This window comes from Alteromonas sp. R7, assembly GCF_055755235.1.
This window is the reverse complement of sequence record NZ_JBVTQX010000009.1, coordinates 1-24,536: the sequence shown is the minus strand read 5'-3', so window position 1 is coordinate 24,536 and position 24,536 is coordinate 1. Positions and strand designations below refer to the sequence as shown.

Genomic DNA, 24,536 nt, shown 5'->3' with positions numbered 1-24,536 from the left:
TTTATTAGCTTAATTTTCGCGCGTGTTCTTGAACTGAATATCAGGGTAGCGCTCTTGCGCTAGCTGTAAATTCACCATAGTAGGTGCGATGTACGTCAAGTTATCGCCGCCATCTAGTGCAAGGTTTTGCTCACCTTTACGGCGGAATTCATCAAGCTTCTTCTCATTGTCAGAGTAAACCCAGCGGGCAGTGCTCACGTTAATATGCTCATAAAGCGCGTCTACGTTGTATTCGGCTTTTAATCGCGCGACTACCACGTCAAACTGAAGCACACCTACTGCGCCCACAATCAAATCGTTGTTGGCAAGCGGTCTAAACACCTGTACCGCCCCTTCCTCAGAAAGCTGGATCAGCCCTTTCAGCAGTTGCTTTTGCTTAAGCGGATCTTTCAAGCGGATGCGTTTAAATAGCTCAGGCGCAAAGTTTGGAATACCCGTAAAGCGGTAGTTATCGCCTGACGTGAAGGTGTCCCCTATGCGAATGGTACCGTGGTTGTGCAAGCCGATGATATCGCCGGCATAGGCTTCTTCTAGCAATGAACGGTCACCAGCCAAGAAGGTTAATGCATCAGAAATACGCACATCTTTACCTAAACGGCTGTTGCGCATTTTCATGCCTTTTTCGTACTTGCCCGACACAATACGACAAAACGCGATGCGGTCACGGTGTTTCGGGTCCATGTTGGCCTGAATTTTAAATACGAAGCCACTGAACTTACCATCGGTACTTTCGATAGTCCCCTCTTCGGTTTCGCGTCCAAGTGGCGCAGGTGCCCACTCAACCAAACCGTCAAGCATATGATCAACACCGAAGTTACCTAATGCTGTACCGAAAAATACTGGCGTTAACTGGCCTTCCAAGAAAAGCTCTTGTTCAAATTCGTTAGATGCACCGCGTACAAGCTCAAGCTCGTCACGCAAGGTTTCAGCGAGGTCACTTCCTACTGCAGTATCTAACTCAGGGTTATCTAACCCTTTGATGATGCGCACGTCTTGGATAGTGTGACCCTGGCCACTTTGATACAAAATAGTTTCGTCGCGGTGAAGGTGATATACACCTTTAAAGCTCTTACCACAGCCAATTGGCCAAGTAATTGGTGCACACAGGATATCAAGCTCGGTTTCTACTTCATCGAGCAGTTCCATAGGATCGCGAATATCACGGTCAAGCTTGTTCATGAAAGTCACAATCGGCGTATCGCGCAAACGGGTGACTTCCATAAGTTTACGGGTTCGGTCTTCTACACCTTTCGCTGCGTCGATAACCATAAGGCATGAGTCAACCGCCGTCAGTGTTCGATAGGTATCTTCAGAAAAGTCTTCGTGCCCCGGAGTATCCAGCAGGTTTACTAAGTGATCGCTATATGGAAACTGCATGACCGAGGTGGTTACCGAGATACCACGCTCTTTTTCCATTTCCATCCAGTCAGATTTAGCATGCTGACCTGACTTTTTACCTTTAACGGTACCGGCAGTTTGCAGGGCGCGTCCGAATAACAATACTTTTTCGGTAATCGTGGTTTTACCCGCATCCGGGTGCGATATGATTGCGAACGTACGTCGCTTTTTAATCTCTTCTAGAAGCTTCTTATCTGACATCAATACTTATCTTCGTTATCTATTATCCCTGTAAATCAATTACTTACAGGCGCGTTTCATAACGGATAAGCAATGCTTTTCCGCGCAAATTCAGTATTGCGGTAAAACGCTTGATACGGCTTGGTAATTAATTGCGCGGATTTTAGCATTTTACTGCACGTAACAGTAGAGCGAAATTACATACTCCCTACCGCTTAATTTGCTATGCGACCACTCACTGCTTTTTTTCATGCATACACACTTTCACATCGTTAACCTATTTCAAACATTGTTGTACACACCGTTTACAACACAAGTGACAGACCCTTTTTATAAACCCTATTTATAAAAATAAGGACAACGCCCTGTGATATTGTTTCTAACTTGCGTAGCCGCGCTTATTGCTGGCTACTTTATATATGGCGCCTTTGTTGAGAAGGTATTTGGCGTCACACCAGCACGCCCCACTCCTGCACATAGCCAAAAAGACGGCGTAGACTTTGTTCCCATGTCTACACCGAAGGTGTATCTCGTTCAGCTTCTGAACATTGCTGGCGTAGGCCCTATATTTGGTCCTATTATGGGTGCACTGTATGGCCCAGCTGCCATGCTTTGGATTGTATTAGGGTGCATTTTTGCCGGCGCTGTTCACGACTATTTCTCAGGCATGCTGTCAGTTCGCAACAATGGCGAATCTGTGCCTAGCTTATCTGGCCGTTATTTGGGCCGAGGCGCTAAGCACTTTATGAACTTGTTCGCTATTGTGCTGCTTCTACTGGTAGGTGTAGTTTTTGTCTCAGCGCCCGCAGGCATGATCACAAATCTCGTTAATGATCAGACATCATGGCATGTTGAAGTTGGCACTATGGTCGCCATTATTTTTGCCTACTATATTTTGGCTACCATTGTTCCCGTAGATAAAATTATTGGTCGTTTTTATCCGTTTTTCGGAGCCCTTCTTATTTTCATGTCGGTGGGATTATTAGCCGCGGCCAGCTATTCTGACCAGCACTCGATACTTAGCCAATTCACGGCAAGTGATATGCTGACGAATTTAAATCCTAACGATATGCCTCTTTGGCCAGCGCTCTTTATCACTATCGCTTGTGGCGCTATCTCTGGATTTCATGCCACCCAGTCCCCGCTTATGGCTCGCTGTATGGAGAACGAGAAGAACGGACGTTTTGTGTTTTTTGGTGCAATGATAGGTGAAGGTGTGATTGCCCTTATCTGGTGTGCCATTGCCCTTTCTTACTTCGACAATTTAGAAGGACTATCGGCAGCTATTACCAATGGTGGCCCTGGAAACGTTGTCTATGCCTCATCATTCGGTCTTTTAGGTGTTGTTGGTGGCGTACTGGCTTTTCTTGGCGTGGTTATTCTTCCTATTACGTCTGGCGACACCGCATTTCGCTCAAGTCGTCTTATCATGGCCGAGTACTTTAACGTTGAACAAAAAGGTATACGTAACCGCTTGTTCATGGCCGCCCCTTTGTTTGTGCTTGGCGGTATTCTTACCCAAGTCGATTTCGGCGTTATTTGGCGCTACTTCGGATTTGCCAACCAAGCAACAGCCGTCATGATGCTGTGGACCGCGTCTGCATACTTACTAAGACATAATAAACTGCACTGGATAACTACGGTACCAGCAATATTTATGACGGCCGTTTGCGTTACCTTTATTCTAAACAACGACACCTTGGGTTTCGGTATGGCGATGAATGTATCGACAACCATCGGGCTTATCGCATCGCTAATAACCACGGTTTACGTCATTCGAATTTCCAAGGGGAAAGGTGAAGCGCCGCTTGAGCCATCATCTGTGAATGTTGAAAAGCCCTCCCAACCGGTAGACGCGTAACTACCTACACTAAACACGTGTAATATGATGAGCCGCCCTTTATATAGGGCGGCTATTTATTTTGTACTTTTGACAAGGGTTATAATGAGGCTCATTTTTAACCGGCGGTAATATTGGCAAGCATGGAACTCATACTTTCGCTACTTCAACAAATGTGTGTGTATCTTGTGCTCGCATATATGCTGAGTAAAACACCGCTTTTTCTTCCTATTCTCAGCATTTCTTCTCATCGCAAACACCGCTACTTGGTGTATGTAGTTTTTTCTTCCTTTTGTATTCTGGGCACGTATTTTGGTCTGCAAATAGACGACGCCATTGCCAATACCAGAGCCATTGGGGCAGTTATAGGAGGATTACTAGGCGGTCCAATAGTTGGGTTTGCCGTAGGGTTGACCGGCGGCCTCCATCGTTATTCATTGGGTGGTTTTACTGATGTTGCCTGCGCTATTTCCACCACGCTGGAAGGTCTTATCGGCGGCCTCATGCACGTTTACTATGTTCGCCAGAACAAAAGTCTAGATCTTTTCAACCCATGGAAAGTTGGTGTCATTACCTTTGTAGCAGAGTTGTTTCAGATGGCTATCCTGCTTACCGTTGCTGAGCCTTTTGAAAAGTCTTACGCACTGGTCAGCGCTATAGCCGCACCTATGGTTATTGCAAATTCTGTGGGGGCCGCACTTTTTATCAGTATCTTATCTGACAAAAAAACGATTTTTGAAAAGTACTCTGCCACTTTTTCACGACGTGCACTATCCATAGCAGATCGCTCAGTGGGCGTGCTCACATCTGGATTCACCCCAGTTAATGCAGAAAAAGTAGCACGTATTATCTATGAAGAAACGAATGTGGGTGCGGTAGCGATTACTGATAAAGAAAAGATTCTGGCGTTTATCGGAACGGGTGCCGATCATCACCTACCAAACACCCCCATATCGTCATCAAGTACGATGGAGTCACTGAACAATAACAAAATAGTCCATTTAGATGGCGCTGAGCGCCCTTATCAGTGCACATTAAACACAAATTGTCCGCTGGGTTCAGTGTTGATTATTCCACTTCACTCAGGCTCTGAGGTGGTAGGTACCATTAAGCTTTACGAACCCAAACGGAAGTTTATGTCGACGGTTACCCTGTCAATGGCAGAAGGTATCGCTCAATTACTGTCTAGTCAGATTGTTTACGGCGCGTATCAGCAGCAAAAAGATCTGCTCTCACAGTCTGAAATCAAGCTGCTGCATGCACAGGTCAACCCTCATTTCCTATTTAACGCGCTCAATACGATTAGCGCTATTATTCGTCGCGATCCCAAAAGGGCCAGAGAGCTCGTGCTAAGCTTGTCACGCTTTTTTAGAATAAACTTAAAGCAAAACACCGCGGTGGTGACACTAAAAGAAGAGATTGACCACGTTAATGCTTATCTGGCAATCGAGAAGGCGCGTTTTGCCGAACGCCTGCAGGTTACCATCAAGTGTGACGATGCTGCCATGTCAGCGCTTCTACCAAGTTTTACGTTGCAGCCACTGGTTGAGAACGCGGTTAAACACGGTATCGCCCAACGAATAGAGGGTGGGCATCTAACTTTGAATGTACGATGCACAACAGATAACCACATTCACATTCTCGTTGAAGATAATGCTGGCTTGTACAAACCCAAAAAAGAACAACACGCAGGTTTAGGGATGGATATTGTAGATAAACGGCTTATTCATCAGTTTGGTCAACAAGCAGGCCTGGTGATCGAGTGTCGAACTAACCAGTTCACTCGGATGTCCTTTTCCATTCCACACACTCATCACCATTCTCATCAGGGCTAACAATGACTAAGAACTCAGCATTTCGCGCGCTTGTTATTGACGATGAACCGCTCGCCAGAGAGGAGCTTTGCCAGTTACTCAACGAAACCAATGAAGTACAAGTCTTAGCCGAGGCCGCAAATGCCATAGAGGGGTTGGCATTAATTAAACAACACTGTCCGGATGTTATATTTCTTGATATAGAAATGCCCCAGCTCTCTGGACTCGATATGCTGGCTATGCTTGATTTAGACACCATGCCTTATGTTGTGCTGGTCACCGCATTTGAACAGTATGCCCTTCAGGCATTTGAAGATAACGCGTTTGATTACTTGCTCAAACCTGTGGAACCAGAGCGGCTTGATAAAACACTCGCCAGGCTTAAAAAGAGAACTCAGCCCCAAACTGACATTGACGCCGTTGCCTCCCCCACATTAGTACATATTCCTTGCGTAGGTCATCAGCGCATATTACTGCTGCCCGAATCTGATATTCAGTTTGCTTACAGCGATGTGGCGGGCGTACATGTTAGATCGCTAGAACAACAAGCAGACACGCAGCTCACATTGAAAACCTTAGAAGAGAGAACCGCGCTTGTTCGGTGTCACCGGCAATACTTGGTGAGGTTATCATGCGTTGCGGAAATTAAACTCTTGGATAATGGCCTTGCTACGCTCCTAATGAAGACGGGAGATTCAGTTCCCGTGAGCCGTCGATATCTCAAAAAGCTAAAGTCGTTATTAACGCTTTAATCACACCACAAAGGCTGTATTAACTTAAAAAGGACTGAGAGAGTATGCCTGATTTTCAGGCACCGTAAGACAAATAGCCCCATTTTCCTGCTCGATGGAGAGCCTTCACCCGTTCAATTCACGCTCAACTTGCAAAATCTCTTTCTCATCTCAATGGCATTTACTTAGCATGCTAAACAAATAAAATAGTTAGCATGCTAAATAAATCAACGGTTTTTACATGTCATTTTCAGAACCTATGCCACTTCAACTTATTGCGCTTTTTGCCCGCACTGCGCAAAAGTGCAGAAGAACTGTCACTGAATCGGTCGCTCATCTCGATCTTACAGAGTCTAGATGGCGCGTAATGATTCACATGTCATTACTTGGTGAGGGCTGTACGCAACAGATGGTGGCTGAAAGCTTGGAAATAGAAATGCCTAGCTTAACTCGCACAATTAAACAGCTCGAAACTACCGGGTTAATCAAACGCGTTACCGATACTAACGACAAACGAAGTCGCTTACTTTACTTCACAGATATGGGCAAAGGTCGAATGAATGATATCGAAAGTACATTGATGGCGCTGCGAGATGAAGTGTACGCAGGAGTATCTGAAGAAGAGTTACGCATTATGGCTAAATGTGTTCAAAAAATTGAAGTTAATGCCGCAAAATTATTGGAGTCACTTAAGTGAGTCAACGAACCCCAGATCAGGAATTTGCTAGGTACATAAAGCTGGCTTTGGTCGCTTTTGCCATCTGCTTTATCTACTTTATTATTGCAGATATACGCATGCCAATGACACCACAGGCGAGAGTCTATCATCAGGTCACGCAAATCTCTCCTCAGATAAATGGGCCGATAAATGAGGTGCTTGTCAAAAATAACCAAACCGTAAAGGAAGGGCAGGTTTTATTTGTCATTGATGAGACACCTTACCTAATTGCCCTTGAAAAGGCGCAAATTGATTTGGCAAATGTAGAGTTAGAGAATGCTCAGATAGATGCGAAAGCGGAAGCAATTAGAGCCAAAATAGAGGCTGCATCGGCGGTTTACGACGAACGCAACAGTGAATTTCAACGACTCAATTCCTTAGTTCAAACTAAAGCGGTATCTCAACAAAACGTGGACAAAGCGTATGCGCAACTTAAAAGCGCTGAAGCTGAAATTAGTGCGCTTGAAGCCGATCTAAACCAGCAAGTTGTTGCAAGAGGTAAGCAAGGTGACAAAAACCTAAAATATCTAGAAGCGGTAAATGCGGTTAAACGGGCAGAGTTGAACTTAGCCTATACCAAAATTAAAGCACCGCATGACGGCATAATGGCAAACATGCAGGTAACTCAAGGCACTTATGCTAAACAAAGTACGCCCCTTGCCTCAGTTGTCGATAACACGCTAGATGTGGTTGCAGATTTTCGAGAGAAATCACTCGCCAATGTAAAAGAAGGCATTCGCGCTAACGTCGTTTTTGATGCACTACCGGGTAAAGTATTTGAAGCTAAAGTGGAAGAATTTGAAGCTGGTGTAAGCGACGGCCAACTTGCCGCCAACGGCACCCTTGCAAGCGTTGAAAAGTCGAATCGATGGGTACGAGATGCACAGCGCCAACGTGTCCACATTAAGCTTGTAGAACAAGAAATATCGTTAAGCCACCTCACCAGTGGCGCTCGCGCTACCGTGCAGATAGTTCCAGACAACCCTATTGAAAGTGTGGCAGCGAACATTCAAATTCACTTTATAAGCCTGCTGCACTTCATTTACTAGACTTAAATTATGGATTCACAGCTAAGTAAAAATGATGTCCAGCAGATGCTTAGGATCGCCTCCGGCGCCACGTTGGGCTTTGCTATATCGAAAGCGCTGGATTGGCCTAATCCGATATTTTTTACCTTGTACCCTATTTTGTTGCTTGGACTGGTAGCCGTTTTAAATGGTCACATTATTCGACAATTTCTTGCCGCAACTATCTTTCCGGCGGCGGCTGTTTTAGTGGTATACGGCTTGTTCGGAAGCCACCCATTGCTGATCACGCCGCTAATCGCCATCACTTTCGCTTTTCTGTTTTGGCAAATGAGTAAAGGTACGCTGTATTTATTCGGTGCGTTTTCCCTTGTAGGACTTTCGCTGCAGCTACACTTTGCCAGCTACAGCAGCGATGGAATAGATATCTACGCATTAGTGATATCAAACATCGGTGCAATTCTGTTGGCATTGATAATTGCATTCGCTTTGCATATTGTTTTTCCCGATGAGGAGCCGCGCACGCCTTTACCCAAAGCGGCAAAAGATAAAGCAAGTATTCGCCACGAAGTCATATTATGCACCACTGTCGCCACGCTATCGTTTGCTGTATTTCAAACCTTCGACTTAGTAGATTCGATATCAGCACAAGCAGCAAGTGTATTGATTCTTTTTCCACTGTGTTGGAAAGGAGCCACATTGAGTGGCTGGCAGCGAGCGCTGGGCACGCTAATTGGATGTAATCTTGCCCTGCTCGCCCAGCTCATTTTGCTCAACTACAGTGACACGTTGTTTTTCGCAAGTTTCAGCTTATGGATATTGGTATTTTTCATCAGCCGCCAGCATGTGCTTAGCGGTGGTGGTGCTGGCACGGGCTTTGGCGTACTTACCACGTTTGGCATTTTGTACGGCCAGTCACTCTCTCCACAACAGGATATTATTTATAGTGCGCTGTATCGCTTTTCATCGGTAGTCGTAGCTATTGCACTTAGCCTGTGCGTTATTTATGTCGTACACAGTCTACTTAACAAATTCCAGCCTACACGACACCACACGTTTACTTAAAAGGCCTGTAGTTATAACGCATACTGGTTAAAATTTGTGGACGAAAAGTTGATTTGCTACTTCTAGGGCCTGTTGACCTTGAAATGTACTGACCCAATAAAAAAGGCTTCGACGATATCGTCGAAGCCTTTAGGCGAGCAGAGGAAGTCCTTTAGATCGCTAAGGATAGAGAAGGACCTTAATCATTCCGGCTTTATGAAACCGCAACCACTGCCTTTCGCTTGTCTTCTTTTGAAAATTGCAGCGCGTTGTTCAAATTATCGAATTCAAACATGTTAGGTATTTCGACAACCAACGTTTGCGCAGCAACTTGCTCAAGTAGAGCCTCACCGTCTTTCACCAAACGCTGCCACTGTGACAAATCGCCGTAATCATGCAGCGCACCTAGCGCTATCTCATGATAAGAAATAGTACGCGTGAAAGGCGCATCAACAGGCACTTCAATACGACCTAGAATACTCACTACGTGACCATTAGCTTCAAGAAGCGGTACCAGTGACGCCGCATAGTCTGGACCATTCGCGTCAAAAAGCGCGTAAAAGGTCTGTCCTTCAGGTTTACCGCGATGGATGGCTTTTACACCCATCTCATCGGCTTGCTCTTGCGTAAAGCTTCCTGAGATAACATGTACATTAAAACCAGCCTGAGAAAGCATTTGCGCCAGCAATTTGTTAACGGCGCCCATACCGCTTACTAACACGTTAGCTCCCTCTCGAACCGGCACTTTACTGAACGCTTGCCAGGCAGTAAGCATTGGACATGGCAACGCAGCAGCTAGTGCAAAATCAACGCTTTCTGGCACAACCATTACACGGCTTGCGTACACTTCACTATGATCGGCAAAGCTTCCGTTTTCACCCAGGCTATGATGGTAAGCCACCCGCTTACCCAGAAGGCTGTTATCAACGCCCTCACCTACAGCGACAACAACTCCAGCACCGTCCACACCGGGGATATGCCCTTTTTCCCAGTCGCGCGGGTTATCATCAATAAACTTCCAGTCAACTGGGTTAATGCCAATAGCATAGTTGCGCACGACAATACGCCCTGCCTTCGGCTCAGAAAACTCACGTACCTGCTTTACCAGCGATGCGCCAGCTTGTTCAAATTGCCAAACGTTAGCTTGCATAAAAGCTCCTTAACAAGGTGATTTTTCCGATTAGTCCCACGCAGGTGAAAAATCTGGGTTAGCTTGACGGTCACCACAGTCTAGCGCGTCAATCTTTGCGATATCGTCAGCGTCTAAGGTAAGTTCAAGGGCTTTAAAATTGGTTTCCAGATTTTTGCGCTTGGTCGACGATGGAATAGTGACTAAACCATGAGCCAGCTCCCAGGCTACAACTACCTCAGCAGTGCTCACGCCATGCTTATCTGCAATCGCAATGATGGTCTCGTCTTTTAGCACTTTACCAACAGCAAACGGCATATATCCTGTCACTGTGATACCGTGTTTCTCGCACGCTGCACGCACTTTTTCATTGGTAAGATAAGGGTGTACCTCTACTTGATTCGTGGAAATAACGCCCTCGCCCAAGATACTCACCGCTTCTTCAATTTGTGCCACGGTAAAGTTAGAAATACCTATTTCTTTTGTCAGGCCCAGTTCCTTAACGCGCAGCAATTCACCTAGGTACTCTTCCATGCTTTCACCGTTTTCCGGTGACGGCCAATGAATAAGTAGTAGGTCAACGTACGACAGTTGAAGCTTTTTCAAACTCTCTTTTACGCTATCCACAAAGCTTGCTTTATTCAGCTTGTCATTCCACACCTTAGTGGTGACGTAAAGGTCTTCGCGTGCAACAAGATTGTTTGCAATAGCGTCTTTAACAGCGCGACCTACCGCTTCTTCATTGCCGTAAATTTGCGCCGTATCAATATGACGGAAACCCACTTCAAGTGCCATTGTCACGCTGTTATAGGCTTCGTCATCTTTTAAGCGAAACGTGCCTACACCTAGCGAAGGAATTTTAGATTGTGACTGATTTACATTCGGCATGATGCCTCCTTGTTGGTTCCGTTATTTATGAAAGTGAGGTAATACGTTGTCAGCAATGCGCTGCATCGCGCCTTCTACTGGTTGCGTATTACGTCTGAAGTGCAGGCCAATATGATCAACCCCCGCATCTTTCATTGCATTGAGTTCTTTGATAAGCCCATTTACACCAGTTTCAACCCCGAATCGGTGGCGTTTTATGGGCGCTTCATCGTCTTCAACCAAATTAAGATGAATAAAACTAACGTAAGGCTTGTTGCTCGCGACATTTCGCCATAGTTCTACGCGCTTTGCATGGTCGTTCGGTGTACCTGGATACGCCAGCCAACCGTCCATATTTTCTCCAACCCACTGAGGGCTTTGCTGAGCAAGTCCTGCAACGTACAAAGGCGGCGTGGTTGAGCGCGGTAACAGGGACATGCCGGGCTTAAGGGAATTCTCACCGTGCTTTATAATTTCAAGTGACTGCCTGAATTGCTCGCCGCGACTGTCAAAATCGACATCGAACAACGGATACTCAACCGGTCTATCCCCACTGGCTACACCGAGTATGAGGCGGTCGTTACTTAGCTGCTGCACCGTTGCTGCAGCCTTTTTAACAAGCCATGGCTGCCTAAGAGGTAAAACAACAGCAGCTGTGCCTAATAGAATATTGTCTGTGATACCCGCTAAATAGCCCAGGTAAGTGAAGGTTTCGAAAACCTGAGCGGCGTCACCAAAGCTAGGGTCGTAAACCGGTACATCTCGTACCCACGCTGCTTTAAACCCTAGTTTGTCGGCTAGTTGAATACGGCTGTGATGCTCGGTCATATCAGGTACGCCGAATGGCGTACCTTTTGTGGCGTCGAAATGCGCCCAGTCGTTATCTAGCGGAAGCTCTACACCTACTGAGAACGTATGTTGTGCAAGCTTATCAAAGGTATTTGTCGTCATTATGATCTCCCTACGCGCTCGTTGTGTTATTCGCCGTATTCGCAGTACTGAGTGCGCGCTTGTCTAAGTAGCCGCTGTAACGTGTAACAAGTAACGCTGCAACAGAAATAATTGCGCCAATCCATGCGGTATCAGATAACTTCATGCCGTCTACAATTGCACCGCCCAGAATTGAACCCACTGCTATGCCGATGTTAAATGCCGCGATATTTAAACCTGACGCCACATCAACAGCATTAGGGGTAAACTTCTCTGCTAATTGAACAACGTACACCTGAAGTCCTGGAACATTGCCAAAGGCAAAGGCGCCCCACACTAAAACGGTGATCACTGCGGCAACTTTACTGCCCATGGTAAACGTCAGGGCAAACAAGATGACTGCAAGGGCTGAAAAGATGATAGTTAACGCGCGGATTGGGCTTTTTTGTCAGCAAGCTTGCCGCCATAAATATTGCCTACAGCGACAGATACACCGTAAACCAGCATAATTAAGCTGATGGCTGAGGGCGCAAACCCCGCCTCTTCCTGCAATATAGGAGCGAGATAGGTGAATGCCGTAAATGTGCCGCCATAGCCCAATATCGTCATTAGATACACTAATACCAGACGAGGTTGAACCAACACCTTCATTTGTTCACTCAAGGTGGCCGGTTTACTTTGTTTAAGGTTGTTCGGTACCAGCAACGCACTGCCTATTAGCGCAAGTGTGCCAAGCGCGGAAACCACAAGGAAGGTTGCTCTCCAACCGAAGTTTTGACCAATCCAGGTACCCAAAGGTACGCCAGTAACCAAGGCTACGGTTAAGCCCGTAAACATAATGGCAATAGCACTGGCTTCTTTTTCTTTAGCCACTAGCCCTGTAGCAATAGTTGACCCTATGGAAAAGAACACACCGTGCGCTAAGCCTGTCAAAATGCGAGCTAAAATTAAGCTCTCGTAGCTAGGCGCTTGCCAAGCGAGAATATTACCAGCCACAAATAGCGCCATTAGGCTAAGCAGAACATGCTTTCTATTCCACTTTCCCGTAAGGGCGGTAAGAACCGGTGCGCCAACGGCAACACCAACGGCGTACAAGCTTACAAGTAAGCCTGCGCTCGGTAACGTAACGCCAAGATCAGTAGCAATGGTGGGGACAAGCCCCACTATCACGAACTCTGTTGTGCCAATAGCAAACGCACTTAACGTTAACGCAAATAATGCAATAGGCATTTCAATTATCCTCAAAAAGTAATTAACGAGATGGCTTGATTAACAACGCCACCATTGGCTTCTAGAACGAATAACTACACCGTTTTTTGAAAGCCATTAATAAAGTGCGTACAGTTTGACGATAAATTTATTTGCAAAAAACAGCACTAATGACAAAATACTTTTGCGATATTTGAAAATATAAGGTGTGCGATGCCAGTCTCATCAAAAACTGAAGATTTAGAAGCGTTCCTAACCGTTGTGGATACAGGTAGTTTTTCCAGTGCTGCCAATCTACTCAATCAGCAGGTTGCAAAACTTAGTAGAGCAGTTACTCGTCTTGAAAATGGCTTAGATGTAACTCTATTGAATCGCACTACCAGAAGGCTGGAATTAACAGAAGAAGGTGAGCTTTTCCTGCAATATGCCAGAGACGGGCTAAATATATTAGAAAAAGGTGAAGAGGCATTACGGCTATTAAAGCGCGCTCCTTCTGGAAAACTTCGGGTTGATGCTGCGAGCCCCTTTGTGTTCCACCAGCTAGCGCCGTTAGTGGGTGAATTTCGAGAAGCATTTCCTGACATAACACTCGATATCACCAGTCACGACAGCATTATCGACCTGTTGGAACATAAAACCGATATCGCAATACGTATTGGTGATTTAAGCGACTCTAACTTGCACGCTCGACGTTTAGGAAAAAGTAAGCTGCATATTGTGGCAAGCCCACAGTATCTTGAAAAATATCCCATATCTGAAGGTGAGGATGGAATTAGCACGCTAAACAAACACAAACTGATTGGCTTTAGCGACTCACCAAGTCTAAATAAATGGCCGCTCAAGCAAGATATTAACTTGCAGTACAGTCTTCGTGCGTCAAGCGGCGAAACTATTCGCCAGCTGTGCTTGGCAGGTCAAGGTATCGCGTTACTTTCTCACTTTATGGTACACAAAGATATCAGTGCAGGCTCGCTGGTAGCGCTATTTCGCGACGATATCGTCAGTCCAAACCGTAGAGAGTCGGTACAAGCGGTATACTATAAAAATAGTGCAGTATCGTCTCGTATCTCTGCGTTTTTAGATTTTATACAGCCTCGACTAACTCTTTAACTTACCTTTATTTCGCGTGGCCTTTACCTAATATCTTTTTAAGTGTGCTTTGAGGAAGGCCATTTACTATTAGCGCGGCTATCATCAATATTGCACCGGCCATAACCATAGGCAGCAGCGTTTCTTTAAGCAATATCACAGAGCTTACATAACCCACTATCGGCGTGAGTGTACTAATAAGAACAATTTTATCTGGGGGTAATTTAGGCCCCGCCGCTACCATGAGGCCAAAACCGAGACCCGTTGCCACTGGCCCAATGTACGCCAATAGTAACCAATCGCTTATATCGTAAGCCCCAAAATTAGGTGTTGGTTCAACTATCAGTGCAATAGCAAGCATGGCGAAACCTGCGATGGTAAACTGCCAGAAGACAGCTTCAATGACGCTTCCCTTCCACTTATGAAAAGACACTCTTCGAATAGCGACCGCCCACAATGCAGATGCCAGCAACATACCAAAGAGCGGTAGCCATGCGCCCGGTTGTCCCGAAGCAAATAAAATCATTGCACAGCCAATGGTAGATATACCGGTTAGAATTAATCGCTTAGAAGGCGGACGCTGCCGATACCATAGAGTGTCGATAAGCAGCATCCAAAGCGGTGTAGTGTAAATAAGAATACTGGCCGTGCCGGCAGGAATAAACTGCAGTGAGACAGTAATAAGCCCCATTGATAGGATAAACTGGAAAAAGGCAACGACAAACACCACCGAGCGATCTTTACGATTGAGCACCGGTAAACGTTTTTTGGTGATAAGTACAAACAGCGCAAGTACAGGAAGACTTAACAAAAAGCGCAAGCACACCATCCATACAGGCCCTACAATCTCAAGCCCTAACTTCATGCCTGGCCAGTTAAGTCCTAAACACAACACCGCAACCAAAAGCATTTTAATGCCTTTTGATTGCTCTTTTTCCGCCACCGATGATGAAGACATGCGTTTTAAAAAATCCAATTACACGAACTGCGTTAAGAGAAGTTTCTACCGCCCGGTAAGCTGAATGTAGGCGGAGAATTTTAAGGGCGCAAATATAAGTGAATTAGCAAGGGATTAAAACCTTCCTGACCGTGTATACACGCCAATTTATCGACCAAATGGTCAACTTTTTAAAACCTTGTGGAAACTTTGCTATACGGGTGGTTAATCACTGATAAACACTTTGACCTACAGGTACAATGCAACTGACAGCAGCTTCCGCTCACCTCTTTCTATTTTGCTTACGCTGTGCATGTACTTATCTGGCCGAAAAAAGTAAATGCGGTTAAAGAGATTAAAGATGACTTTCTCTGCCCAAAATTGACCGCCGCGCTTCGGCTTTTTTAGTACTACATTAAATTTAAAGTAACGCCCGCTGCCCATAGGGTCATTATGCTCTAACACGCTATGACCCTCTTTGTAGGTAACCACATTAATAGCAAATCGCTTCGATGAGACTATCGCTTTGTTGAGCACTTTAGCCATGCTGATTCTACCTTAGGTGAAGAGAACGTGATGCGATTTAAACACGCGCTACTATAAGCTGGGAAGCGTATGCTGAGTTCAGATAGTGCTTTGATATACGCGAAACGTATATGCCTAGGAATACAAACACTAGGCCAAGGTGGGGTTTGTCCACTTCATGATTTTAGCGTTTTCTTTTTGTGCGCTGTTTCCATTACTCTTGTCATGCCCGTCATCATTATTTTTTACGGTGTAATAATTTTTGCGGGTTTCTATATGCTCAAACCCCGAGCTCTCATAAAGCGCAATAGCAGTATGGTTACTTTCACGCACTTCTAGCCACATTTCACGCATTGCATTTTTTACCGATGTCTCAATGACAAAATCAACTAAAGCGCGACCTACCCCCTTGCCTCTTGCGCCACTGTCTACCGCAATATCCATCAGCGTAGCTTCATCAACGACTTCAAGCATGATGGCATAGCCAACAATCTTGTCATTTTCAAAGGCAAACACCCCGTAATAGGGTTTGGTGAAACAATCCGCGAAGGTACTTAGTTTCCAAGGCGACACTTGTGCCTCTTGATGGATAGCATGCGCAAGTTCAATGTGCTCGTTAAAGCCTTGTGGCGGTACGATTGTTAACTTCATCGACGCGACTACTGGCCGTTAGCGGAGTGGTTTAATTCGCGTGCTGCGCTGATAAGCTGCGCCCACAGTTCCCGTTTCTGCACAGTTGAGAGTTTTAGCGGTGTGGCTGGCAATATAATGGCCGTTTCGGTTACCGATAGCGTACGGCCAATCATTATGGTGCTAGCCCACTGTGACGGTATACCCAACTGAACACAGGCTAGCTGCAAGTCCTTCAGCCATTGCTGTGATTTAGCTTTCTGTTCGGCACTTAACGGGATACCTTCAGGCGATACCGGCCCTTTTGCGCCAATAGACTTTGTTAAAGACTCTTGCGAGGTAACCGCATTGTCGAAAGACGGCGAAATGTTGTGTGACTGTGAAGCACCTGTTTCGGTTTGCCCTGCTTTCCCGTCATTGTGCGACCCGCCAGGTGTGGAAAGTTTTGCTGCCCCGCCGTCTTTAGGCTTAGCCTTATCTTTCGTGCTACTGCCAACATTTGCCCGCAACTGAGCAAGCCGTGATTGCTTTTCTTCTTGAGATATTGGCTTTGAAGGCGGCTTATTGGTTTGAGCGTTTTGGCTGTAGGGTAACTGTGTCGATGAACTATTTGTACTGCCGACGTTGCGTTGTGCTGCATTGGCGTTGTTTTGTTTCGCTTGGTCTTCCTGCTTTAGCTCAGTGTAGGCGTCTTTGGTGATCCAAACCGGGATCCCCATTTCCTGTAAAACCGCCTGCTGATATGAAGTAAGAGACATTGCGCAAAAACACCTAACGTGGATAGTTCATTGTATTTGTTTAGTTTACTAAAGTTGCAGGCTTGGTTGAATAACTATCGCGTTCTTTTGCTCGGATTGTACCTGCAGTTTAATGCTCAAGCGTTAATTCATAAGCGTTGATTCTTAAGTATTATTCGCGAATTTATAATGCCTAGCCCTTGGTATAAGAGGAAATAAAACAGCTGCAGCAAATTAAGCACTAGCAACAGAAACCAAAAAAATTTAAGAAGAATTTAACAAAGAAACGATTTAGAATTTGAACGTAAACGTTCACAAGAAGAGAAAGTGGCAGGGGTGGAGGGACTCGAACCCCCAACCATCGGTTTTGGAGACCGCTGTTCTACCAATTCGAACTACACCCCTAGCGCGCTGTGCATTATACGGATGACATTAAAAAGGTAAAGCCTTTTTATCACTACCATGCACTGCATGCTTAATTAACACGCAATGCGCTGTTTTTTCAATCGAATAACACCAAATAGGCTTTATCCATCACCTGTGTTTTGTCTTATTGCCCGCTTTTAAACCGACTTCTATACAGCGTCACTTTTAAATGCGGAGCAGTTTATGACAATTAGACCTTATTGGCGTTAAGCGCAGCAAACCACAGGTCATTAGTGATAGCGACAATCTCGGTGTGCAGATCAAATTTCGCTATCGCGTCGTGCTCATCGATATTCATTAGCTTGGCGTAATGCTTAACGAGCTCTCTACTTTCATTGATTTCAAGTTTATTGATAAGGCAGCAACTTGCTAAATCGAAGTAGCGGTTTCCCATGGCGGCATATTCCCAATCAATAATTTTGAGTGAGTTATCTGCGCTCAGTAATAAGTGATTAGTTAGCAAGTCATTATGACATAACACATAGTCGTCATCGTCTTGTTCACTTTTTATTACTTGTTTCCGCAATGATTGGGCTTTTAGATAAAGCTCACTGCTCATATCGAGCTGTGCAACATTAATATAATGCTGCCATCTTGATGCTAAATCTAATGGCCTAGCGGTAATGGGCAAAGAATGAATACGAGCGAGGGTGTTGGCCAGCTCAAGCATTGAAAGCGTCGCACTTTCACTGTGCTCTAGCCACTGCTCAACCCAGATGGTTTCATCATCGCTTAACCATATAGGTTGCGGCGCTACTCCCAACCTATAAAGCTGTTGCTGCAAAGCAAATTGGTGCGCACGATTAACCCCACTAAAGTCATCATCGCCCATCCATTTCACCGCTAAGTCGACAGGGTTATGATCCGACTTTGGTTGCCCACTACTTTGAAGGTTATTTGCAGTCAAGGGTAACTGACTATCTGCGAGCTCTTGAACGCGGTAAACGTGATTTACCGCTCCAGCAGGGTGTGACGAAATTTTCGCACTGTCGCTAAGATTAAGCGCCTTTTGCAGCGTGGCGATGATATCCAACCTGTTCACCTTGTTTTTTATATTGTACTAGCCACTGGTAATACCCAAATACCGCAAAACCAACATAGCCTAAGAACAGGCAAGCAGATAATGCATAACCCACTTGCAGGTATAAATAGGCGGACGCTAAATTGATGAAAAACCAATAAACCCAGTTTTGCAGGATTTTATGCGCCACCATAAATGTTGTGACTACACTCAATAAATTAATGCTCGCATCTAATAGTAGGTACTCACTATTGAACTGTGAGCCTGCCACCTCAGACAGAACCCAAGCGAGCAATAACATACTCGGCACAATGAGCAAATGAGCCCAGAGAGGCCAATGAAGCACTGGCTTAACATCGCCGTCTTCCGCCCCTTTCGACCACTGATAATAACCGTATCCCGCCATTATCATATAAAAGAAGTTAAGCGCAGACTGAAATGGCAAAGTCACCTGCCAAAATAGCCAGGTGTAAATTGCGGTACTCACAAAGGCGCACAGCCAACACCAGCTGTTCTGTTTTGCGGCTAACAGCACATAGGCAATAGCGAGGACAACCGCTACCCACTCTAACAGTGAAGTAGCGGCAATTTGAGAAGTGAACTCAGAAAAAAAGTTAGCCATTAAGATGATTTTCTAGATTGCATGGCATCAAAATTTAAAAACTTAGCAACGAAAATAGCCTGCCCCACTTCTTCATGGGTCCTTTGCATTTCTTCACCAAGTACTTTCATAACCACACCATAGTCACCTGTAACCTGCGTGCTGGTTGAACTTGTTGAAACTGCAATATCACTATAGCTATTTAACCTATCAATGAAATCTTGAATAGGTGGAATGTATTCGTTAACCAATGGGTACAACGACAGTTCAACCATAACTTGCATGTCTGTTTCCTTTTATTTTAAAACGCGTACTTAACAGTAACGCCAAACTGACGACCGTTACCTATTTGGTAATATGGCTCATCGAAGGCATACTCATCGCGAGGGTCGTTGCTGAAACCACCGAATCCACGGGTGTAGTACTCACGATCAAACGCATTTTGTACCCACAGTGATGTCTGCCAATCACCGTGTAACATCACAATCTCCGAATTAACCAGCGTAGTACTTGGCGAGGTTACATCATGGCCGTCAGAAAAACGGTATTCGCTTTTGTAATCTACATCTACACGCAAAAGCATGTTATCTGTAAGTGCGTACTCACTATACAGGTTTGCGGTCCACTTAGGTGATTGAGCCTGTCTTTGCTCAGACACTTCAGTACCGTCTGCAAGCGTATACCCTTCAAAGGTAGCGCTTAGGTAACCAACACTTGCATCAAGCTGCCATGCATCACTAGCAATCCAGCTAAGCTCCAGCTCGGCTCCTTTGTTTGTTCCTAAATCAGCATTATCAATAATATCTACGAACCCTGCCGTACCGTCATCACGAGTGATAACGTCAAAATCGCTCACCTGAGTATCTTTTCTATCCATATAGAAAATTGCAGCACGAGCAATTAGGTCAGGCGTAAGTAATGGGCCCTTAACGCCTACTTCGTAGTTCCAGTTATACTCTTCGTCGAAGAATCGCTGATTGTCATTCACGCGGCTGTCGGGGTTAAAGCCTGCCCCTTTATATCCGCGTGAAATACTGCCGTAATAGAAGTGATCGCCCTGTGTATACTGAAGCGCGACTTTCCCGCCTACCATGGTGGTGTCGAACGCGCGAGTGAGCTGGTTGTTATCAGCGTAATCAAAATCGTAGTTTTCTACTCTTAACCCTGCTACAAGTACTAAATTTTCGTTCAAACGACTTTCAGTCTGAGCATATATAGCGGTCGTCGTAGGCGTGTATTCACTGGCAAAGTCACTATCCAAATAAGTGTACTGACGCAGCAGCTTTTCTTCCGTGCTTTTATAAAATACGCCTATTGTCCAGTCAGTCATACCATCAAAAAGTGCGGCACTGTCAGATGACACGAAACGCATCTCTCCGGTCTGTGTTTCTACATCGCGATAATAGGCGTCAAAAGACGTATAACCCCACGGGTGAAACCCTGTGAATGTCCAGTCTTCATCGTATCCATAAGCAATATTGTGAGAAGCATGGGTGGCAATTAGAATAAAGTCGCCCGCTGCTGTATTGGTTGTAGAGCGCGCGCTAACAGCGTGGGTTTGGTGTTCGTCAAATCCAGGTTCATCAGACAGCGTTTTGTTGTCATTGTCTAGCGAGAATGCATCGTAACCGTTATCGATATCGTACCAGCGATAAGTAAGCGCTAGTGTGGTTCGCTCATCTACACTGCCTTCAACGGCAAAGCGCAGTGCGGTTTCATCGATATTCGCGGTATCGCTTCTATTTAAGAACGTATTTTCTACAAAGCCATCACTGCGATTATGAACCAGCGCAACACGATAGCCCCAATCCGTGTTGATATCATCACCAGTGGCGCCTTCAATACGGTAACTCTCTTTGTTCCCAATGCGGGCTTCAACGTAGTCTGGGGCGTCGCTACCCACGTCATTACTGGAGAGTTTAACCGCTCCGGCCAATGCACCTGTGCCGTATAAGGTAGCCTGAGGTCCGCGATATACCTCTAGTTGTTTAGTATCAAAAATAAGACCTGCCGCAGCAAGGCCTGAAAAATCAAATTCATCGACGATAAAGCTTACAGAAGGATTGATAGGCTCGGCGAACTGACTACGCTCTCCAATACCGCGAATTTGCACGAAGCGGCCGCGAGACGCACCAGCTGCAAAGTTTACGTTTGGAATACTGTTTAGCACACTGTCGATATGGCTCGGCTGTCTACTGCGAAGACGCTCTTGATCTAAAATGGTCGCGCTAGCACTTAACTGGTCGAGTGTAGTTTGACGAAAATCACCAGATACGATGACGCGCTCAATATCTGATGGCGTGCTATCTGAAGTGTTACTTACATTGGTTTGTTGCGCATAGGCCGCAACGGAACTAGCAAGCAGTGAAAGTGTGAAAAGTGTTTTATACATGGGATCTCTTATTCTTATTTAAGAAAAAAGATCCGGGTCTAACGGCAGGTGATAAGGCTATATTGTGAACCATCCCTACGCCGGTATTATCCGGATCAGGTTTAAGGGTTCCCACGAATGTGGATCTCAGACCGAAAACGGACACCCCTTGGTATAGTGTTGCGCTGCTAAAACTAGCAAACTCAACTTCTGCGACGGAGTCTACCAGTTCGATACACGCCGTCAAGCAGATAAGACGTTAAGCTAACGTAAGGTTTTATATATGATATAAGGCGTTGAAAGCTTAGGGCTATTCAGCGTCAATATTCATATTTAGGCGACGTACTTCATCGTCAGTTTGTGCTTTTAAACCTTCCAACGTTTTGCCGTGTGCGGTTGGTTGACGCGTATCAGGGTCAACCTTTACGAAAACGATATCGTCTGCAAAACAGATGGTTTTCTTGGTTGCTTTGTTGCGTACCAAGCAGCTTACGGTAATAGACGTACGGCCTACAGCTTTAGTTTCTAGACCAAACTCTACGATATCACCCTGCATAGCCGGTGATTCGAAACTAATTTCACCAATATGCTTAGTTACCAAGCAATTAGTTTCTAGCTGACAAATAGCCCAAATTGCAGCTTCTTCGTCTATCCATTCTAACGCGCGGCCACCGAACAAAGAATTGGCGTAATTAAGGTCGTTTGGCATAACTAGACGCCGAGAAAGAAAGCGCATTCGAATTCCTCATAATAAATCGCTACTATAGCGTTAGATTATACCGAAAAAACTGATTCATGGCGCTAACTCAATTACGCGAATGGCTATTAGCCCCCTACTTTGAAAATAGCGGCGAAAATGGCTGCAAAAAAAGCTCTCACGCTTCACACTTATCAAACGTGACTTGCCCGCTTCACCGGAGAATGCTTGTAATATCTGGCAATGATGATTTTTGTGAAGCTGCCATACGTAGCGTTCAAGCCTTTGTAGATGAAGTTTCATCTATAAGCGTTGTGAATTTTGCTGGCGATACACTTAAGGGAAAGAACCGCAAACAAGTACTGGGGAGCGAATGTGACATTGCCACATTAGACTGTCGCGATTCATTCAAACCTGGCGACGTGATGGCAGTGGCGGGGATCGTTAAACGCAGTGGTTGTTTAATACTTATTTGCCCTGCATTGAGTGAATGGGTCAACAATATTTCGGTCTCGTTCCTGTCGGAGGGGTTTACGCTTACACAAAGTCGATACCTCGAACGCTTTATAAAGCACCTGCGTAACAACGACTACGTGGCATTTCACACTGAAGAAAAAACCACACTTCCAGATACGGCTATGTACCGCATTAGCCAAGGCGTAACATCAAACGTCTATAGAGGCTCACTATTTAAATCAGAAGAGCAAGAGCAGGCATACAGTCGTTTATATCAAGCACACTCACTTAATAAACTAAACGCGCTGATTACCGCCCCAAGAGGCAGAGGCAAGTCATCATTATTAGGTATATTCATTGAAAGCCTAATCAGACAGGGTAAAAATGTACTGTTAACCAGTGAACGGTTCGATAATGTGAAGAACGTGCTTTCACGTATTCAACAGCACGAAATAGCCGGTGTCAAAACACAACAACCATCCACCGCTAACATTCAAGCCCAACTAAGCCTTGGTGATAAGAATGAGACAGCGACGTTTGGAATTGTAAAATGGGTGCCCCCTGACAGTGCCTTGTTATATACCACAGAAGATGAAAAGTATGACGTTGTAATTGTTGATGAAGCGGCTTCAATCCCCCTCCCGGATGTATACCGGATCATAGCCAACCACAAGCAGTGGGTGCTTAGTACTACGCTTTTGGGTTATGAAGGCTCAGGCAGTGGCTTTATTCACAAACTCATCCCTAATTTACCGCCATCAGCTATCCATTTAAGACTATCAACGCCGTTACGATGGTTCGAACATGATCCCATTGAAGCCTTTTTCAATACGACTTGTTTATTTGAGGACAGAGATGCGGCGCGCAATATTGGCGAGATTAATTTCAAAAACAGTATTAATGCATCGATAGATTACGATTTTTTCATAAGTTCGTTTAAAAGCATTTCCGAAGAGGCGCTTCAGCAAATAATGTCGCTACTTTCATTAGCCCATTATCAAACTACGCCCGATGATATTATGCGCTTGATGGATAGCCCGGATGTACTTGTTGCCATACTTAAATTCAACGACAACGTGATAGGTGCTGCAATCATAAACGCTGAAGGTAGCGACTACCTGAACGGAACCGCATTGGGGATTGCGTCTGGAAAACGTCGTCCTAAAGGGCATTTAGGCGCACAGCGACTTGCTCTGTTGTCTGCTGATGCAAAAACAGCAACGTTTAGATATTGGCGTATTAATCGTATTGCCGTCGATACGGTGGCGCAGAGTAAGGGTATGGGCAGTTACTTGCTACAAAGAGTTAGTAATGAAGCCAAAAAGCAAAGTATTGACGCTATCTGTACTTCTTATGGAACGACACAAAAGTTAGACAGCTTTTGGACAAGAAATGGATTTGAGATTGTGGACTATGGGCGAAAGCCTAATAAAGCCAGTGGCGAAACCAGTGCACTAGCGTTATATCCTCATTCCAACAGAGCAAAAAAACTGCTTTCTGAATTGGTAGCGCTAAAAGAGAGCTTTAAATTCGATAACCAGTTAGACAACGTGCCCATTAGCATACTGACAATCTATGTAGAAAAGTTAGTACATTTTACCCAAGGCACACGCACTTTAGATGATGTTTGGCCGATATTACATAAAATTGCGCGTTATGCAGAGACTTACCCTACACCAAGCGCAAATACTCAACTGAACAAGCCAAATAACACAATACTGTATACGCTATGGCGTCTTGTTGAAATCATTACCACGAAGCGCTTTCTCAGAAAAGTACTTACACATTCAGATATGAATGCGAAGCAACTTGTTTCTACATTCAACGAAGAAAACCTAAAAGCAAGTGGGTTAAAAGAAGTCACTATTATTATAAGAGAAGCACTTCTGCCTGCTTTCAAATAATAGAAAGTCTGTAGCCTGAAAGTACAAATAATCAGCTTGGCGTAGAGCCACTATACCTGCGTTAACAAGCCGCGATTACGAACATTTTAATTCTAGCTGAGTGGGTAATGACCTATGCGGACTGGTGTTAAAGCCCTATAAATAAAATCCCATTCGAGAAAAGCTCACTTACTAAATTAATGTGTCGTCCTAATATAGGTTGACAGTTATTAGGCCAGCTCTCGAAGCTGGCCTTTTCTATTATGCACTGCGTTAGG

Annotated in this window: 21 protein-coding genes, 1 tRNA gene, 1 pseudogene and 1 riboswitch; of the genes and pseudogenes, 8 read left to right on the top strand and 15 right to left on the bottom strand. The window is 45.1% G+C overall.

Translation table 11 applies throughout. The annotated features are described in order from the left end of the window. Positions 1–9: 9 nt before the first annotated feature. Positions 10–1,599, bottom strand: coding sequence for a peptide chain release factor 3 (prfC, locus tag AC0J2X_RS14725; protein ID WP_014948726.1), 1,590 nt, complete (start codon positions 1,597–1,599; stop codon positions 10–12). 346 nt (positions 1,600–1,945) lie between these two features. Between prfC and AC0J2X_RS14720 the strand changes: the two genes are divergently transcribed. The 6 genes from AC0J2X_RS14720 (at position 1,946) to AC0J2X_RS14695 (ending at position 8,771) form a co-directional block, all read left to right on the top strand. Beyond that, a complete protein-coding gene (locus AC0J2X_RS14720) occupies positions 1,946–3,439 on the top strand; it encodes a carbon starvation CstA family protein (protein ID WP_061485116.1) in 1,494 nt (497 codons plus the stop codon). 122 nt (positions 3,440–3,561) lie between these two features. Further along, the gene (locus AC0J2X_RS14715) at positions 3,562–5,253 is read left to right on the top strand and encodes a sensor histidine kinase (protein WP_061485115.1); all 1,692 of its coding nucleotides are present in this window, start codon (positions 3,562–3,564) and stop codon (positions 5,251–5,253) included. 2 nt (positions 5,254–5,255) lie between these two features. Continuing rightward, a complete protein-coding gene (btsR, locus tag AC0J2X_RS14710) occupies positions 5,256–5,984 on the top strand; it encodes a two-component system response regulator BtsR (RefSeq protein ID WP_014975956.1) in 729 nt (242 codons plus the stop codon). Between the two features lie 220 nt (positions 5,985–6,204). After that, positions 6,205–6,660 carry a MarR family winged helix-turn-helix transcriptional regulator gene (locus AC0J2X_RS14705; RefSeq protein WP_014948722.1) on the top strand — a complete coding sequence of 152 codons (456 nt, stop codon included), beginning with the start codon at positions 6,205–6,207 and terminating at the stop codon, positions 6,658–6,660. Next, positions 6,657–7,730: an HlyD family secretion protein gene (locus AC0J2X_RS14700; RefSeq protein ID WP_014975955.1), complete on the top strand. Its 1,074-nt coding sequence runs from the start codon at positions 6,657–6,659 to the stop codon at positions 7,728–7,730. The genes AC0J2X_RS14705 and AC0J2X_RS14700 overlap by 4 nt, the downstream gene beginning before the upstream one ends. 9 nt (positions 7,731–7,739) lie before the next feature. Beyond that, the gene (locus AC0J2X_RS14695) at positions 7,740–8,771 is read left to right on the top strand and encodes a DUF2955 domain-containing protein (RefSeq protein WP_020743114.1); all 1,032 of its coding nucleotides are present in this window, start codon (positions 7,740–7,742) and stop codon (positions 8,769–8,771) included. A gap of 193 nt (positions 8,772–8,964) precedes the next feature. On the opposite strand, the gene AC0J2X_RS14690 is transcribed toward AC0J2X_RS14695, so the two are convergent. From AC0J2X_RS14690 to AC0J2X_RS14675, 4 genes and pseudogenes are all read right to left on the bottom strand, one after another. Beyond that, positions 8,965–9,900, bottom strand: coding sequence for an alcohol dehydrogenase catalytic domain-containing protein (locus tag AC0J2X_RS14690; RefSeq protein WP_061485113.1), 936 nt, complete (start codon positions 9,898–9,900; stop codon positions 8,965–8,967). A 30-nt stretch (positions 9,901–9,930) separates the two neighbouring features. Next, positions 9,931–10,767 carry a 2,5-didehydrogluconate reductase DkgB gene (dkgB, locus tag AC0J2X_RS14685; RefSeq protein WP_061485111.1) on the bottom strand — a complete coding sequence of 279 codons (837 nt, stop codon included), beginning with the start codon at positions 10,765–10,767 and terminating at the stop codon, positions 9,931–9,933. A gap of 21 nt (positions 10,768–10,788) precedes the next feature. Continuing rightward, the gene (locus AC0J2X_RS14680) at positions 10,789–11,697 is read right to left on the bottom strand and encodes a TIGR03571 family LLM class oxidoreductase (protein ID WP_061485109.1); all 909 of its coding nucleotides are present in this window, start codon (positions 11,695–11,697) and stop codon (positions 10,789–10,791) included. A 10-nt stretch (positions 11,698–11,707) separates the two neighbouring features. Continuing rightward, positions 11,708–12,906 (bottom strand): annotated as a pseudogene (locus tag AC0J2X_RS14675) (MFS transporter). A gap of 192 nt (positions 12,907–13,098) precedes the next feature. On the opposite strand from AC0J2X_RS14675, the gene AC0J2X_RS14670 reads away from it, so the two are divergent. Then, complete coding sequence (locus AC0J2X_RS14670; RefSeq protein ID WP_061485107.1) at positions 13,099–13,995, top strand: LysR substrate-binding domain-containing protein; 897 nt, start codon at positions 13,099–13,101, stop codon at positions 13,993–13,995. Between the two features lie 7 nt (positions 13,996–14,002). Here the strand turns inward: AC0J2X_RS14670 and AC0J2X_RS14665 are convergent, their stop codons facing one another. From AC0J2X_RS14665 to AC0J2X_RS14620, 10 genes are all read right to left on the bottom strand, one after another. Then, positions 14,003–14,932 (bottom strand): DMT family transporter, encoded by a 930-nt coding sequence (locus AC0J2X_RS14665; protein WP_014948714.1) that lies wholly within the window; start codon positions 14,930–14,932, stop codon positions 14,003–14,005. Positions 14,933–15,160: 228 nt separating this feature from the next. Beyond that, positions 15,161–15,457 (bottom strand): hypothetical protein, encoded by a 297-nt coding sequence (locus AC0J2X_RS14660; protein WP_061485105.1) that lies wholly within the window; start codon positions 15,455–15,457, stop codon positions 15,161–15,163. Positions 15,458–15,586: 129 nt separating this feature from the next. Continuing rightward, positions 15,587–16,087, bottom strand: coding sequence for a ribosomal protein S18-alanine N-acetyltransferase (gene rimI, locus AC0J2X_RS14655; RefSeq protein ID WP_014948712.1), 501 nt, complete (start codon positions 16,085–16,087; stop codon positions 15,587–15,589). Between the two features lie 8 nt (positions 16,088–16,095). Next, positions 16,096–16,824 carry a hypothetical protein gene (locus tag AC0J2X_RS14650; RefSeq protein ID WP_061485102.1) on the bottom strand — a complete coding sequence of 243 codons (729 nt, stop codon included), beginning with the start codon at positions 16,822–16,824 and terminating at the stop codon, positions 16,096–16,098. Between the two features lie 307 nt (positions 16,825–17,131). Then, positions 17,132–17,208 (bottom strand) — tRNA-Trp (locus AC0J2X_RS14645). A 211-nt stretch (positions 17,209–17,419) separates the two neighbouring features. Continuing rightward, the gene (locus AC0J2X_RS14640; RefSeq protein ID WP_232375994.1) at positions 17,420–18,271 is read right to left on the bottom strand and encodes a phosphotransferase; all 852 of its coding nucleotides are present in this window, start codon (positions 18,269–18,271) and stop codon (positions 17,420–17,422) included. Beyond that, positions 18,228–18,872 (bottom strand): nicotinamide riboside transporter PnuC, encoded by a 645-nt coding sequence (gene pnuC / locus AC0J2X_RS14635; protein ID WP_014948709.1) that lies wholly within the window; start codon positions 18,870–18,872, stop codon positions 18,228–18,230. Before pnuC ends, AC0J2X_RS14640 begins: the two co-directional genes overlap by 44 nt. Next, complete coding sequence (locus AC0J2X_RS14630; protein ID WP_014948708.1) at positions 18,872–19,135, bottom strand: hypothetical protein; 264 nt, start codon at positions 19,133–19,135, stop codon at positions 18,872–18,874. Before AC0J2X_RS14630 ends, pnuC begins: the two co-directional genes overlap by 1 nt. A gap of 17 nt (positions 19,136–19,152) precedes the next feature. Next, complete coding sequence (locus AC0J2X_RS14625) at positions 19,153–21,243, bottom strand: TonB-dependent receptor (protein WP_061485098.1); 2,091 nt, start codon at positions 21,241–21,243, stop codon at positions 19,153–19,155. Positions 21,244–21,298: 55 nt separating this feature from the next. Next, positions 21,299–21,402: riboswitch (TPP riboswitch) on the bottom strand. Between the two features lie 130 nt (positions 21,403–21,532). Then, on the bottom strand, positions 21,533–21,958 hold the full coding sequence (locus AC0J2X_RS14620; RefSeq protein WP_012517742.1) for an acyl-CoA thioesterase: 426 nt from the start codon (positions 21,956–21,958) through the stop codon (positions 21,533–21,535). Positions 21,959–22,017: 59 nt separating this feature from the next. Between AC0J2X_RS14620 and AC0J2X_RS14615 the strand changes: the two genes are divergently transcribed. Beyond that, on the top strand, positions 22,018–24,279 hold the full coding sequence (locus AC0J2X_RS14615) for a tRNA(Met) cytidine acetyltransferase TmcA domain-containing protein (protein WP_069943932.1): 2,262 nt from the start codon (positions 22,018–22,020) through the stop codon (positions 24,277–24,279). Positions 24,280–24,536: the final 257 nt, after the last annotated feature.

Coding starts and splice junctions, on each gene's coding strand:
- AC0J2X_RS14615 (WP_069943932.1), top strand. CDS start 22,018: ATGGCGCTAACTCAATTACGCGAATGGCTATTAGCCCCCTACTTTGAA.
- AC0J2X_RS14660 (WP_061485105.1), bottom strand. CDS start 15,457: ATGGCTAAAGTGCTCAACAAAGCGATAGTCTCATCGAAGCGATTTGCT.
- AC0J2X_RS14650 (WP_061485102.1), bottom strand. CDS start 16,824: ATGTCTCTTACTTCATATCAGCAGGCGGTTTTACAGGAAATGGGGATC.
- btsR (WP_014975956.1), top strand. CDS start 5,256: ATGACTAAGAACTCAGCATTTCGCGCGCTTGTTATTGACGATGAACCG.
- dkgB (WP_061485111.1), bottom strand. CDS start 10,767: ATGCCGAATGTAAATCAGTCACAATCTAAAATTCCTTCGCTAGGTGTA.
- AC0J2X_RS14715 (WP_061485115.1), top strand. CDS start 3,562: ATGGAACTCATACTTTCGCTACTTCAACAAATGTGTGTGTATCTTGTG.
- AC0J2X_RS14690 (WP_061485113.1), bottom strand. CDS start 9,900: ATGCAAGCTAACGTTTGGCAATTTGAACAAGCTGGCGCATCGCTGGTA.
- AC0J2X_RS14630 (WP_014948708.1), bottom strand. CDS start 19,135: ATGCAAGTTATGGTTGAACTGTCGTTGTACCCATTGGTTAACGAATAC.
- AC0J2X_RS14625 (WP_061485098.1), bottom strand. CDS start 21,243: ATGTATAAAACACTTTTCACACTTTCACTGCTTGCTAGTTCCGTTGCG.
- AC0J2X_RS14705 (WP_014948722.1), top strand. CDS start 6,205: ATGTCATTTTCAGAACCTATGCCACTTCAACTTATTGCGCTTTTTGCC.
- AC0J2X_RS14620 (WP_012517742.1), bottom strand. CDS start 21,958: ATGCGCTTTCTTTCTCGGCGTCTAGTTATGCCAAACGACCTTAATTAC.
- AC0J2X_RS14670 (WP_061485107.1), top strand. CDS start 13,099: ATGCCAGTCTCATCAAAAACTGAAGATTTAGAAGCGTTCCTAACCGTT.
- pnuC (WP_014948709.1), bottom strand. CDS start 18,872: ATGGCTAACTTTTTTTCTGAGTTCACTTCTCAAATTGCCGCTACTTCA.
- AC0J2X_RS14695 (WP_020743114.1), top strand. CDS start 7,740: ATGGATTCACAGCTAAGTAAAAATGATGTCCAGCAGATGCTTAGGATC.
- AC0J2X_RS14680 (WP_061485109.1), bottom strand. CDS start 11,697: ATGACGACAAATACCTTTGATAAGCTTGCACAACATACGTTCTCAGTA.
- rimI (WP_014948712.1), bottom strand. CDS start 16,087: ATGAAGTTAACAATCGTACCGCCACAAGGCTTTAACGAGCACATTGAA.
- prfC (WP_014948726.1), bottom strand. CDS start 1,599: ATGTCAGATAAGAAGCTTCTAGAAGAGATTAAAAAGCGACGTACGTTC.
- AC0J2X_RS14665 (WP_014948714.1), bottom strand. CDS start 14,932: ATGTCTTCATCATCGGTGGCGGAAAAAGAGCAATCAAAAGGCATTAAA.